The following is a 13,053-nucleotide window of genomic DNA, read 5'->3' on the forward strand; positions in this document are numbered from 1 at the left end:
AGTACCGGCTTCAATAATTACAATGCCTCAATAATATCCCCGGCGATCAGGGCCGCCGGGTTATCCCGCTTCCCGGCGGCCCGTTCTCCGGCCAGCCCGTGCAGATAGACGCCGAACGCTGCCGCCTGGACAGCTTCCAGACCCTGAGCCAGCAGACCAGAGATGATTCCGGTCAGTACATCACCTGCACCTCCGGTGCCCATACCGGGGTGCCCCGTGATATTGATATAAGCCTGTCCTTCGGGCGTTGCGATCACGGTATGGGCTCCTTTGAGCACCAAAATCACACCCTGCTGAACAGCATAGGAGAGCGCCAGTCCAATCCGGTCCCGCTGCACCTCTGCGGTAGAGACCCCCGCCAGACGGGCCATCTCCCCCGGATGAGGGGTCAGGATTACCGGATGGCGGCGGCTCCATGTTCTGTATTCAGCATCCGCCAGTATATTCAGCGCATCCGCATCTATTACCATGGCCGAGTCCGTCTCCTCCCAAAGTCTGCGGAGCCACTCCGTATCTCCTTCAAACCGGCCAAGCCCCGGACCCAGGGCAATACAATCGCGGCTGGCACTAAGGCGCAGCACTTCAGCGGCCGTACCGGCATTCCACTCCCCGTCGCCGCCCGTGACCGGGGCCAGCATCACCTCCGGTGCGGAGCCGATCATATAGGGCAGCAGCTTCTCCGGCAGCGCCCAGGTCACCAGGCCGCAGCCTGCGCGGAGCGCAGCACGGGCGGACAACAGGCCTGCGCCGCTCATGCGCAGGCTTCCTGCGGCAAGCAGGACATGCCCGTAGGTGCCCTTGTGGCCCTCGGGCGAACGGTGGCGCGACAGGTCAACCCGCAGGCGTGTCGCCAGCACCTCCGGCGTCAGCAGGCTGACCCGGACGCCGCTCTCACGGGCCAGGACCGCGGGAATGCCGATGGAGCGGACCACGACCCGCCCGGCGGCCGCCGCGCCGGGATACTGCACCAGCCCGCGCTTGAGGAACGCGAGGCAGACGGTCAGCGCCGCATGAATGCAGGGCTCATGCGTCTCCCCCGTGTCCGCGTCCAGCCCGCTGGGGATGTCTGCGGACACGATGGGTCTGCCGCTGGCGTTCGCAGCGGCAATCAGCTCCGCATAGGCACCGCGCGGGGCTCCCGCGCTGCCTGTGCCGAGCAGCGCATCCACGATGCCGCTGCCTGCGGCAAGGTCCAGGGCGTCCCTGCCGTAGACTACGGCAGGAATGCCCATGGCTGCAGCGGCATCGCGCTGCAGGGCGGCTTCGCCGGCCAGCGACTCCGGCGCGGCCGCGTACACCAGCGTGACGGCGATGCCGGCCTCACGCAGGTGCCTGGCGGCGGCGAGTCCGTCGCCGCCGTTGTTGCCTTTGCCGGCGAGGACGAGCCAGTGCTCTCCGCCGGCAGCGGCCAGCGTCAGCGCAGCATCTGCGCTGACGGAGAAGCGTGCAGGAGCTGCGCCTCTGCCCGCAGCTCCTGCGCCGTCACTCCGCGCTCCGCCAACGCCGCCAGCCCCGCGCCGGCGGCACAGGGCGATGACTTCCTCGGCAATGGCCCGTCCGGCATTTTCCATCAGCGCGATGGCCGGAATCCCCAGCCGCCCGATCGTGTCACGGTCGAATGCGCGCATCTCCTCCGCTGTCACTACATCCATTGGCCTTGAACCTCCCTTATCATTGCTTCGAGTATGCTAGTAGAGCAACAGACTTTATACGGTAAATTGAATAAATTGAATCAGTAAGATCGAACCACCTACTATTGTGTTCGGTTATTCGCATACCTTCAGCCTAATGACCTTCATGTCAGCACATTGCGTTTGGTTTTTCTGAGAAAATACTTCTGGCACAACCTGCGATAAACGCACGGCTTACGCGGCGCTCCCAGTCCAATTGTGTTCGGTTTTCCGATTACATTTGGCTTACGGGGCGTACCCAGTCCAATTGTGTTCCGTTTTTCGATTACATTTGGCCTTCGCGGTGCTCCTAGTCCAATTGTGTTCGGTTTTTCGATTACATTCGGCTTACGTGGCGCGTCCAGTCCAATTGTGTTCGGTTTTCCGATTACATTCGGCCTACGTGGCGCTCCCGGTCCAATTTTGTTCGGTTTTTCGATTACATTCGGCCTACGTGGCGCTCCCGGTCCAATTTTGTTCGGTTTTCCGATTACATTCGGTTTACGTGGCGCTCCTAGTTCAATTGTGTTCGGTTTTTCGATTACATTCGGCTTACGTGGCGCTCCCAGTCCAATTGTGTTCGGGTTTCCGTTAAAATTTGTTAAATAGATAAACAGACGACGTTCTGTTTTTAGGCGCGCTGCTCATTTTCATGCTGGAGTTGTGCCTTGAAAGACATGTTTGTTTCCGCAGACATTAACCCGTTTACCTTAACCCGTTTACCTTCTCGCCAGCATAATGTGCACGGTTTGCCGCATACATCTGGCCCATTGACTTCACTCATATAGTCCTTCACGCCTCATCGCACCCAATCTGACGCTGTACATGCGGTAAGCTGAATTGTACTCTGTACAGCTAAATCGTCTGATATACCACCAATGCTCCGTTTAGCTGTATTTCGTACATTTAAATACCGGCTGCACCTTCGTTCTCACCCATTCGGGCAGATTTAGTTGTACCGACTACAGTTATATGCTGCAAGCGGTCTTTTTCACTGTTTTTAATTGTACGTTGTACAACTATCACCCGAATCTACACTTCAATCCCAGCCCCATCCATTGCTGGATTATTAATGAATCCACTTCCGCAGTTCGGATGATGCTCTCCTCGGACCTGCCCTTGCGCACCTGTCAGTATCCCACAGTGAAACGGGCTCTGCTGAAATTGCCTTCCTCCAGCTCGTCGATAACCGCCACAGCGAAATCCTGAATGCTGATGCCGCTACGTCCGTCTTCGTCAACAATAAGGCGGTCAAGGCCGATACGGAACTGGCCGGTACGGCGCCCCGCGACAAAAGCGGCAGGCGGACTAAGATACGTATAATCCAGCGAGGAGCCTCTATAAATCTCATAGGCATTCGCATGAGCTGATGCGAGCGCACGGTAAGCCTCCGGGAAATCGGCGGTATCCATCAGCCACTCACCCGATTCCGTCTTCAGGCTGCCTGCTCCGCCGACTACGATCAGACGCTCAAGTCCCGCCCCGCGCATCCCCTCCAGCAGCGAAGCAGCCACCGTCAGCAGATCATTCTCGTGCCCGGCCGCAGGGCCGAATGCACTGATCACCTCTTCATGCCCGCGCACAGCCGCCGTTACCGAAGCCGGGTCCAGAAGATCAGCCGCAACAACGCGCAGCCGTTCATGCTCCAGGGTGAAGGCTTCGGGCCTGCGTACTGCAGCCGTCACCTCATGTTTTCTTTTTAACGCTTCTTCTACGATGGCACTTCCAATCTTGCCCGATGCACCAAACACTACAATATCCATTCTTCCGCCGCCTCACTTTCCTATCCACTGTCTGTATATTTCCAAATGCATTCTATATAATTACACAAAATTAACGCCGCAGGAACATCCCCTGCGAAGCGGGCATCACCGGTTCGGAAGGCAGCTCCTGCCGGATATCCGGCTGTGCATGCTTGTCCATTCGTTATCCTCACTCTTCCCGCGATCTTCATGCAGACCCCTCCGCCGTACAGATACCAATATATATGACTCCAAGGTTCCACCGCAAGGCGGCACAAGCATCTATATATCCGCCGAAAATGAAACGTCCCGCCTTCTCCGGCGTACAATAACTCAGAAACGTGCGCAATTGCACCAGTTGTCTGCCCGGCAGGTTATTCTTTATCTTCATCCTTGGGTAAACTGTGGATAGACACTTAACACTACTACTTGGAAAGTTGGTGGGATCATTATGTCTCCTACAGGAAAATTGTTTAAATGGGGAACTTTCGCTTATGAGGCTTTTCTGGCGCTGCCGATCATCGGGGGAAGCTTTGTGGTTGCTAATGCCTGGGTACCGCTTGGAGTAGCTTTTCTGCTGCATGCTGTAGCCATCATCATTTTGCTGAAGGAACGCGGACCTATCATCGGGAATGCAGTCGGTGTGGTCACCTCAGTGGTTGCTTTGATTCCTTTTGTCGGCTGGATTATGCATGCCATTACCGCGATCATCCTGCTCGTAGAAGGACTAAGCGGATCACGGCGCACACGCTACTAACGCCGAAGCTGCTGCACCGCCCTGAACAACAAGAACAACAAAAAAGACCTTCCGTTGGTTCTCCCAGCGAAGGTCTTTTTCATTGATTCGTATTATCCTCGTCCCCCAGCCTGGGTATCGGTCCGCCGGCTTCCGGTCTCTCCACTATTACGTGCATTTGCTGTGCTGTTCCCGAAACGTCTGCGCTCCGTGCGCTCCATCTGTACGATTTGGCCTTCGTGCACCACGATGTGCAATGAGCCGAATTCCATATCGTCGAGAAGTTCCGTTATCCGTGCAAGCCATACCTCATCCACCTTCAGCGGCTTAGCCATTCTCCAGCCTCCCTTTCCCGGTTAGGGAAGTAACTCCACCCAAATTCCGTAATTACCACCTTGTATACTATGAATTAACTTAGCACGGACCCCAAGAGCTGTCAATGAGCATTTTTGCGTACAAGCAGGCCCTTGACAATCATCGTTACCAGCGCCAGCAGGAGCAGCAGGGATGCCACGGCGAAGGATGCCGAGAATTGATATTCGTTGTACAAAATCTCGACATGAAGCGGCAGCGTATTCGTCTCCCCGCGGATATGCCCGGATACCACCGATACTGCGCCGAACTCGCCCATGGCCCGTGCATTACAGAGAATAATGCCGTACAGCAGGCCCCATTTGATATTAGGCAGCGTCACGCGCCAGAAGATCTGCCAACCGTGCGCACCTAGCGTAATCGCCGCTTCCTCCTCCTGGGTGCCTTGCTCCTCCATCAGCGGAATCAGCTCGCGTGCCACAAACGGGAACGTGATAAACAGCGTCGCCAGCACAATACCCGGCAAAGCAAAAACAATCTTGATATCATGACTGCTTAGCCACGGACCGAACCAGCCATGCGAGCCGAACACCAGAATGAAGATCAGCCCGCCGATGACCGGGGATACGGCAAAAGGCAGGTCGATCAGCGTAATCAGAAAGCCCTTGCCGCGAAAACGGAACTTGGTTACAGCCCACGCCGCCGTTACCCCGAAGATCGTATTCAGCGGAACCGTAATCGCGGCGACCAGCAGGGTCAGCTTCAGCGCCGAGGCCGCATCCGGGTCGGTCAGTGCAGCCCAGTAGACATCCAGCCCCCGCTTCAGCGACTCCACCAGCACGATCAGCAGCGGCAGGGCGATCAGCCAGAGCAATACAAGTCCAGCCAGGGAGATGAGCACCCATTTCACGGCTCGTGACTCTGTTGCCGCGGGCGAAGACACGCCCGTTCGCGGCCCGGGGACATGCAGGGGAACCGTACCGGCCATTATTATTCCTCCTAAAAGTTTTGTTAGCATAGGCTTCCTGAATCTGCTTCGTGCAAAACTTACTTCGGAAGCATTCGCTTAAGTTTTATGAAGCATACGCTCCTGGGTAGACTTCGCAATACAACTCGCTTCGGAAGCATTCACTTAAGTTTTATGAAGCATTCTCCCCCGTTACCGCGAGCTCTTACGCGCCCAGTGCTGGAGGCTGTTGATCACCAGCAGCATCAGGAAGGAGATCAGCAGCAGCAACAGCGCCACCGCCGTGGCTCCGGCGTAATCGAACTGCTCCAGCTTGGACATGATCAGCAGCGGGGCGATCTCTGTACGCATCGGCATGTTGCCGGAGATGAATACGACGGAGCCGTACTCGCCAATGCCCCGGGCGAACGCCAAGGCGAAGCCTGTAAGCAGCGGAGGGAACAGCTCCGGCATGACAATCCGCAGGAAGGTCCGCCAGCGGCTTGCCCCCAGCGTGGCGGCCGCTTCCTCCATGTCCCTGTCCAGATCCTCCAGCACCGGCTGCACTGTGCGGACGACAAAGGGAATGCCGATGAACATCAGCGCCAGCGTGATGCCGAGCGGCGTGAATGCTACCTTGAGGCCAAGCGGCTCCAGCAGGGAGCCGATCCAGCCGTTCTGCGAGTAGAGTGCGGTCAGCGATACGCCTGCAACGGCTGTCGGGAGCGCGAACGGCAGGTCGATCAGGGCGTCGAAGATTCTTTTGCCGGGAAATTCATAACGCACCAGCACCCAGGCCAGCAGCAGTCCCAGACCAGCGTCGATCAGGGCAGCCGCAGCAGCCGTACTCAGGCTGACACGGTAGGAGGCCAGCACACGGGCATCCGTAGCCACATCCCAGAATTTGGCCCAGCTCAGCCCCGTCGAATTGAAGAGCAGCGCCGACAGCGGCAGCAGCACGACAAGACTCAGATACAATACGCTGAACCCCATCGTAATCCCGAACCCCGGCAGAAGCCTGCGCCGTGATACAGCAGCAGCTTTAGTAGTGACATTCATTTGCCCATTCATCCTTTCCTGCCTTCGGCGTGTGGCCGATCAGCACCTTGACGGGACCCCGCCCTGCAAGATTCAGCTTACCTGTTCTGCCTGGCTCCATACCGCATCTTAATGTTAGCTGCCCGGTACGTAGATTTTGTCGAAGATTCCGCCGTCATTGAAATGCTTCTCCTGGGTTTCCTTCCAGGTTCCGAATTTATCGGCCAGTGTGAACAGCTTGATCTCCGGGAATTGATCCTTATACTGTTCCTTCACGCTCTCCAGCGTAGGGCGGTAGTAGTTCTCGGCAGCAATCTTCTGGCCTTCCTCGGTGTAGAGATACTTCAGATAGGCATCGGCTACCTCACGGGTTCCTCTTTTGTCGACAACCTTATCCACCACGGCTACCGGCGGCTCTGCCAGAATGCTCTCGGAAGGATTCACAATTTCGAATTTATCCGGGCCCAGCTCCTTGATCGACAGATAGGCCTCATTCTCCCATGCGATCAGCACATCGCCGATGCCGCGTTCCACGAAGGTCGTTGTAGAGCCGCGCGCCCCGGTGTCCAGAACAGGTACATTCTTGAACAGCTTTTGCACGAATTCCTGCGCTTTGGCTTCATCGTTATTATTCTGGTCAAGCGCATAACCCCAGGCGGCCAGGTAGTTCCAGCGCGCACCGCCGGAGGTCTTAGGGTTAGGGGTAATGACCTCCACGCCCTCCTTCAGCAGATCCGGCCAATCCTTGATCCCCTTCGGGTTGCCTTTGCGGACAAGGAAGACGATGGTGGACGTATACGGGGAGCTGTTATGTTCATATTTGCTCTGCCAGTCCGCGCTGATCAGCCCGGTCTCCTGAAGGGCATCAATGTCATACCCGAGCGCCAGCGTAACCACATCTGCTTCCAGTCCGTCGAGTACGGCACGGCTCTGCTTGCCCGATCCGCCATGCGATTGTTTGATCGTAACCTTCTGGCCGGTCTCCTGCTCCCAATAGGCGGCGAACGCCTTGTTGTAATTCTCGTACAGCTCGCGTGTTGGGTCGTAGGATACATTCAGCAGCTCGACCGGATCTTTGGATGGAGCCTTGGATGCCTCCGGCGCAGCCGAAGTATCCGCAGACGCCTCTGTTGCAGCCGGGGCCGTTGTCCCTGCACCCGCATTGTTACCCGAGCTGTTGTTCCCGCAAGCCGTAAGCCCTGCCGTCAATATTAGTGTGAACCCGGCGAGAAGCCCCTTCTTGATCCCTTTTGTCATCACAATCCACTCCCCCATAATGTTCATCTGGTTAAAAAAAGACGCAGGAAGCCCGCTTGCGGCAAGTCAAACCGGTCTGATCGACACGTATCTGCAAGCCTGAAGCGGGCGTTCCTCCGTCTGTACGGTAAGAACTTATTCGATTATTCCTACCTATTTAGTAGGTTATACAGATATAATACTGAACGCTTCGCGTGCTGTCAAACGTTTTTTTCAATTTGGAGTGAAGTCAGGTTTCGGCTGGACCCGCGGCAGGAAGTGGCGGCCATTCCTCTAGTACCCACTTGTTATTGATGTCCCAAAGTACTATTATTGCTACATCTTAATAGAGCGTTATAGAGCGAATTCATACAAGTGGAAACGGCTTCGCCGTCCTCTTAAAGGACGGCATTCGTTTCTGCGAGAAATATTTGGCCGGAGGAAATCATCATGGGAATGGATTTGGAGTACGCTCCCGGGCCGCAGCCGCAGGGGCCGCGGCTCCACAGGCGTATATTTGAAGAAATAGGCCGACGCATCCTGGAGACGTACAGTTTGGATACAACGTTATGGAGGATTGCACTCAGCGGTCCTTGGACGCTATGTATTCTGGCTTTTACTATAGCAGTTATGGGTATCCCTACGGGACTTGGGAGCGCAGCGGATGTGATCCTGGCCGCCGGAGCCGGGACCCTGGTCATGGCGCTGGCCGGCAATCTGCTGGCCATGCTGCTCTCCTTAACCGGACTGCGCATTCCGCATCTGTTCGCAGGCTCTTTGCTCAGCGCTCTTGGTACTGTACTGCTCATTCTGTATTTTGCCGACCTGGAGCTGGCTGCCGCAGCAGTCATTGCCTGCATCGCAGCCTTAACCAGCGGAATAGCGGGGCTGGCCGCCGGGCTGCTGCGGACCCGCAGAACGCTTACCGGCGGACTTCTGGCAGCGGCTCTGCTCCTGTCCCCCTTCGCACTGGCCTACGGATATGGGACGGGAAGCCGCCCTGCTCCTTCACCACCGGTCCGGACCCTGGCAGCAGACGCACAGGTTCTTCCACTGGCCGCTGCCGATCCCGGCCGGCCGGGAGACTATCCGTTTCACAGCTTCACGTACGGGAGCGGCAAGGATCTGCAGCGCAAGGCGTATAGCCGGGATGTCGCCTTAGTCTCCACTTCGGTGGATGCTACGGAGTACATCCGCTCCTGGCCGACGCTGCGAACCCTGTTCTGGGGGTTCGACCCCACTGCGCTCCCGCTGAATGCCCGGGTGTGGATGCCAGACGGTGACGGGCCTTATCCGCTCGTGCTTATGGTGCACGGCAACCATATGATGGAGGATTACTCCGAGGGCGGCTATGCCTATCTTGGTGAATTATTAGCCAGCCGGGGCTTCATCGCTGTTACACTGGACGAGAACTTCCTGAATTATTCCGCCTGGTCGGGGATCCCGGACAATGACTTCAAGCTGCGGACCTGGGTGATTCTCCAGCATCTGCAGCAAATCGCCAGCTTCGCGGAGCAGCCCGGCACCCCCTTCTACCAGAAGGTGGATTATGACTCTACGGCACTTCTGGGCCACAGCCGCGGCGGTCAGGCTGTAGCGATGGCTGCGGATGCTTCGCGCTGGTTCCCGGGTGATCCGGTGCTTGCCGCCACCCGGCAGTTCCATATCACTTCTCTTATTGCGCTGGCCCCTACCGATAAAATGATCGACAGCAAGCAGGCCACTCTGACTGATGTGAACTACCTGACGCTCCAAGGCGCCCGTGACGGTGATGTGCATGACTTCTATGGAGACCGGCAATATATGCGTTCCTCCTACACCGGGAACACCGCTGCCTTCAAAAGCTCGCTCTATATTGCCGACGCCAATCACAGCCAGTTCAATACGGACTGGGGATTGTATGATCAGACGCTGCCGACCGGCCTCTTCCTGAAGCGTTCGGGAATCATGGACGGGGAGCAGCAGCGGCAGATCGCCAAGGTCTATATCTCCGCCTTCCTGGAGACTACGCTGAACGGCAAGGCCGAATACCGGCAATTGTTCCGCGATTACCGCAGCGGGGCTCAGTGGCTGCCGGATACCGCCTACTATAACCGCTTCCAGAGCGGGGCCTATATCCCGGTTGCGGACTATGAGGAAGACCGCAAGAGAGGTACGGTCCAAGGCGGGACCGCCACAGTGGAAGGCCTGCTCTGGAGCGAAGAGGCCGCCAAAGACCGCGAATTGAACAATAAGCCCTCATACGGCATCCTGCTGGAACGCAGCAGCAGCCCGGATCAGACGCCGGAAGAACCAGAATCGGCTTACAAGATCAAGCTTAACGATACGATTACCCGCAGGCTTGCGGAATCCGCTGCTGCCGAGGGGCTGACCTTCTCCCTGGCGAATCATAATTCCGGCCCTTATGAGGAAGAGGATGCGGAGGAACAGCCGGAGGCTGCCCTCTCCCCGGAGGTGGAGGTCGAGCTGACCGACAGCAATGATACCGCCGCAAGAATTCCCCTGGACGAGGTGATGGATATTCTGCCGTTGCCGCAGACAGAATTTACGATCAGTCCATGGCTGGAAGAACGGATCAGCGACGGCAAATTCGGGAACGTCTCGGAAGCCGTATTCCAGACCTACAAGCTGCCCTTCGAGCTGTTTCTGGAGGAGGAGCCGGCGCTCGATCCTGACAAGCTGACTGACATCACCTTCTACCTGCAAGGGGAAGACGACAAAATCATGCTGGACGACATCGGCTTCTACGAGCGTGACATCCTGCTGGAAGGAATGCATTAACGGACAATCCAAAGTGCCCCCTGCCCCGCTTACTTCGGCGGAGAGGGGGCATTTCTATGTCTTTATCTTTTATGGACAAACTGCGCCCGGATTAGTCTAATGCTATAAGGCAGACTGGAGCCGTCACTTCCAGTTCATTGCCGGTAGGAATCAGCCGCCCGGTCTCGCTGTCGATCCGGAAGGAGGCAATATTCCCGCTGTTCTGGTTGGCAGCGAGCAGCATTCCGCCGATCAGGGCGAAGTTGCGCGGTGTGCGTCCTCCGGATATCACCCAATCCTCCGCTTCCAGCAGCCCGGTAGCATTATCAATATGGAATAAGGCAATGCTGTCATGTCCACGGTTGGATACGTAGAGGTAACGTCCGCAGGGCGATACATGGATATCCGCAGCAGTATCATCACTCCCGGCTGTATAATGCTCCGGCAGGCTGCTGATATTCTGCAGGAGCTTCAGGTTACCCTGCGGCTCGTCATTAGCGAATACCGTAACCGTATTATTCAGTTCGTTAACCAGATAGATCCATTGCCGCGAAGGATGTACCGCCAGATGGCGCGGCCCGGAGCCGGGCGGAAGCTCTACCTCCCGGTGAGTGGCCAGCTTCCCTTCCTCCACACGGTAGAACACAATCTGATCCAGACCCAGGTCACAGACCAGCACATGCTCACCCGTCTTATCCGGAATAACGGAATGCGGATGCGGTGCCTCCTGACGGTCACTGCGCGTTCCCGAACCCTCATGCTTAACCTGGGAAGACATCTCCTGCAAGGCCCCGTCCGGATTCAGCGGGAACACGTTGACGTTGCCTCCCGTATAGTTAGACACGAATATGTAGTCTCCCTGAGGAGCGACCGAGACATAACAGGGAGCGCCGCCTCCGGTAGCTCTGCCGCCCAGCGGCTGCAAGGCTTTGCTGCCCGGATTAATGGCAAAGGCATGAACCTCACCCTCATCCTGCTCGCTTACTGCATATAATACAGTCTGTGCAGGATTAACGGCCAGATAGGATGGATTCAAGATACCCTTGGTACCGCCCATCACCCTCATTTCTCCTGTCTCCTTATCCAGCGCACCTAACAGGATGGCCTCTTCCTTCTCACTATTGTAAGTTCCGATATAGAATAATACTTCATTAGGCTGGTGCATGGCAGCGGCTCCTTCATACATAGTATATTGTATAAGCTTTATATAACCTGAACAGCGCTATCCTCACTCAGGCATGATCACTAAATTTACTATAACATCTTTATGTACCCATCACCCTACCGGGATTAAACAGCATAAATCTGGGCACACTGGAATACTAAATAATGTGTGCCCGGCAATATTTAACACGTGATTTAAACGCTGTGCATGAGGTTAATAGTAACCATCGAAGACAACAAGTACAAAAGAAAAAAGGAGCTGAAGTATAATGAGTTTGCTATGGATGTTGATTGTTGGTGGCGTAATTGGTTGGCTGGCCGGGTTGATTATGGGCCGCGATATTCCGGGTGGAATTATCGGCAACATTATCGCAGGTATCCTCGGTTCATGGCTCGGCGGCATGCTGCTGGGAAGCTGGGGCCCTAAGATCAGCGATTACTATGTCTTCCCGTCATTGATTGGTGCCGTGGTTCTGATCTTTATCGTAAGCCTGATTCTGCGTTCGGTTGGCGGACGTAGCCGTTCTTAAGCCGGATGGCAGCATTCAATTCTGAAGCTGCTGGATCATACTTATTGTGCAAACCCGCCAGGGTTAGATCCTGGCGGGTTTGCTGTGTGCGGTGCAGGGTGCACCCTGTACAAACCGGGGCCTAAGCTTCATTCTGAAATGGATTCAATATCTGCTATAATGAAGGAAAAGAGTGACCCAAATCACAGAGAGGAAAGTGAATTATGGGTAATATCAACCCCTCACTTCTGCATGTGGGCTCCACGCTGGGAGCCGTGCTCATGGCGCTGATGGTTATTTTCATCCGCATGAAGGCCAGCGCCCGCCCGGTGACCATCCGCAAAATATGGATTCCGCCGCTTGGCATGTCCACCGGCTTCGCCATGTTCGTCGTACCTGAAGTCCGCTTCCCCTGGTGGTGGGCTGTTGCAGCTTTCCTGATCGGCTGGTTTATATTTGCCTATCCGCTGATCCGCAGTACACGGTTTGAAGAACGTGACGGGCAGATTTACGCCCAGCGCTCCAAGAGCTTCGCCTTCATTCTGCTTGGACTGCTGCTGGTCCGCACGCTTCTTCATGAATTCATCAACCGGTATGTTTCCGTTCCGCAATCCGGCGGATTATTCTTCATTCTGGCCTTCGGCATGATTCTCCACTGGAGAGTGTTCATGTATAAGCATTATACCCAGATGTTACCCGCTGAGCGGCCGATCCCGCAGCCCCGGGTGTAGACCTGTGGACCGGAGCATAAACCGAATATAGTTGTGCAACAGGGGGTGTCCCCGGCAGCCGTATAGATGACTGCCGGGGACACCCTTTTACTCCAGCCTTCACTAACGCCCACTATCTGCATATTCTAATTCTATAGGTACAGATGGCATTATCGGTTCCATGTCAGGTAACTTGCGATCAGATCGGTTAGAATATAACCATACTTGTA

General features: G+C 56.0%; 11 protein-coding genes. 4 read left to right on the forward strand and 7 right to left on the reverse strand.

Annotation, left to right across the window (positions count from 1 at the left end; all coding sequences use genetic code 11):
- Nucleotides 1-17: 17 nt before the first annotated feature.
- The gene (locus tag HQN87_RS15295) at nt 18-1,652 is read right to left on the reverse strand and encodes an NAD(P)H-hydrate dehydratase (RefSeq protein WP_173134857.1); all 1,635 of its coding nucleotides are present in this window, start codon (nt 1,650-1,652) and stop codon (nt 18-20) included.
- A gap of 1,148 nt (nt 1,653-2,800) precedes the next feature.
- The gene (locus HQN87_RS15300) at nt 2,801-3,433 is read right to left on the reverse strand and encodes an NAD(P)-dependent oxidoreductase (protein WP_173134860.1); all 633 of its coding nucleotides are present in this window, start codon (nt 3,431-3,433) and stop codon (nt 2,801-2,803) included.
- A gap of 430 nt (nt 3,434-3,863) precedes the next feature.
- Between HQN87_RS15300 and HQN87_RS15305 the strand changes: the two genes are divergently transcribed.
- On the forward strand, nt 3,864-4,169 hold the full coding sequence (locus tag HQN87_RS15305) for a hypothetical protein (protein ID WP_173134863.1): 306 nt from the start codon (nt 3,864-3,866) through the stop codon (nt 4,167-4,169).
- A gap of 92 nt (nt 4,170-4,261) precedes the next feature.
- On the opposite strand, the gene HQN87_RS15310 is transcribed toward HQN87_RS15305, so the two are convergent.
- From HQN87_RS15310 to HQN87_RS15325, 4 genes are all read right to left on the reverse strand, one after another.
- Nucleotides 4,262-4,483 (reverse strand): YezD family protein, encoded by a 222-nt coding sequence (locus tag HQN87_RS15310; RefSeq protein WP_173134866.1) that lies wholly within the window; start codon nt 4,481-4,483, stop codon nt 4,262-4,264.
- 101 nt (nt 4,484-4,584) lie between these two features.
- Nucleotides 4,585-5,448 carry a sulfate ABC transporter permease subunit CysW gene (gene cysW / locus HQN87_RS15315; protein WP_173134868.1) on the reverse strand — a complete coding sequence of 288 codons (864 nt, stop codon included), beginning with the start codon at nt 5,446-5,448 and terminating at the stop codon, nt 4,585-4,587.
- 171 nt (nt 5,449-5,619) lie between these two features.
- On the reverse strand, nt 5,620-6,465 hold the full coding sequence (gene cysT / locus HQN87_RS15320; protein ID WP_173134871.1) for a sulfate ABC transporter permease subunit CysT: 846 nt from the start codon (nt 6,463-6,465) through the stop codon (nt 5,620-5,622).
- Nucleotides 6,466-6,579: 114 nt separating this feature from the next.
- Nucleotides 6,580-7,701: a sulfate ABC transporter substrate-binding protein gene (locus tag HQN87_RS15325; protein ID WP_173134874.1), complete on the reverse strand. Its 1,122-nt coding sequence runs from the start codon at nt 7,699-7,701 to the stop codon at nt 6,580-6,582.
- A gap of 534 nt (nt 7,702-8,235) precedes the next feature.
- Between HQN87_RS15325 and HQN87_RS15330 the strand changes: the two genes are divergently transcribed.
- Nucleotides 8,236-10,461, forward strand: coding sequence for an alpha/beta hydrolase (locus HQN87_RS15330; RefSeq protein WP_173134877.1), 2,226 nt, complete (start codon nt 8,236-8,238; stop codon nt 10,459-10,461).
- A 91-nt stretch (nt 10,462-10,552) separates the two neighbouring features.
- Here the strand turns inward: HQN87_RS15330 and HQN87_RS15335 are convergent, their stop codons facing one another.
- Entirely contained in the window at nt 10,553-11,605 is a 1,053-nt protein-coding gene (locus HQN87_RS15335) for a lactonase family protein (protein ID WP_173134880.1), read from the reverse strand.
- Between the two features lie 268 nt (nt 11,606-11,873).
- On the opposite strand from HQN87_RS15335, the gene HQN87_RS15340 reads away from it, so the two are divergent.
- Together HQN87_RS15340 and HQN87_RS15345 are read left to right on the forward strand one after the other, a co-directional pair.
- Nucleotides 11,874-12,134, forward strand: a complete 261-nt coding sequence (locus HQN87_RS15340) for a GlsB/YeaQ/YmgE family stress response membrane protein (protein ID WP_036732764.1) — start codon at nt 11,874-11,876, stop codon at nt 12,132-12,134.
- 203 nt (nt 12,135-12,337) lie between these two features.
- Nucleotides 12,338-12,844 carry a CcdC family protein gene (locus HQN87_RS15345; protein WP_173134883.1) on the forward strand — a complete coding sequence of 169 codons (507 nt, stop codon included), beginning with the start codon at nt 12,338-12,340 and terminating at the stop codon, nt 12,842-12,844.
- Nucleotides 12,845-13,053: the final 209 nt, after the last annotated feature.

It is taken from the genome of Paenibacillus tritici (assembly GCF_013204885.1).
GTDB classification, from domain to species: Bacteria; Bacillota; Bacilli; order Paenibacillales; family Paenibacillaceae; genus Paenibacillus_AQ; species Paenibacillus_AQ tritici.

Bases quoted from the DNA above. Each gene is read 5' to 3' on its own strand.
- HQN87_RS15340 (WP_036732764.1), top strand. From the start codon at position 11,874: ATGAGTTTGCTATGGATGTTGATTGTTGGTGGCGTAATTGGTTGGCTG.
- HQN87_RS15345 (WP_173134883.1), top strand. From the start codon at position 12,338: ATGGGTAATATCAACCCCTCACTTCTGCATGTGGGCTCCACGCTGGGA.
- HQN87_RS15300 (WP_173134860.1), bottom strand. From the start codon at position 3,433: ATGGATATTGTAGTGTTTGGTGCATCGGGCAAGATTGGAAGTGCCATC.
- cysT (WP_173134871.1), bottom strand. From the start codon at position 6,465: ATGAATGTCACTACTAAAGCTGCTGCTGTATCACGGCGCAGGCTTCTG.
- cysW (WP_173134868.1), bottom strand. From the start codon at position 5,448: ATGGCCGGTACGGTTCCCCTGCATGTCCCCGGGCCGCGAACGGGCGTG.
- HQN87_RS15335 (WP_173134880.1), bottom strand. From the start codon at position 11,605: ATGCACCAGCCTAATGAAGTATTATTCTATATCGGAACTTACAATAGT.
- HQN87_RS15310 (WP_173134866.1), bottom strand. From the start codon at position 4,483: ATGGCTAAGCCGCTGAAGGTGGATGAGGTATGGCTTGCACGGATAACG.
- HQN87_RS15325 (WP_173134874.1), bottom strand. From the start codon at position 7,701: ATGACAAAAGGGATCAAGAAGGGGCTTCTCGCCGGGTTCACACTAATA.
- HQN87_RS15305 (WP_173134863.1), top strand. From the start codon at position 3,864: ATGTCTCCTACAGGAAAATTGTTTAAATGGGGAACTTTCGCTTATGAG.
- HQN87_RS15295 (WP_173134857.1), bottom strand. From the start codon at position 1,652: ATGGATGTAGTGACAGCGGAGGAGATGCGCGCATTCGACCGTGACACG.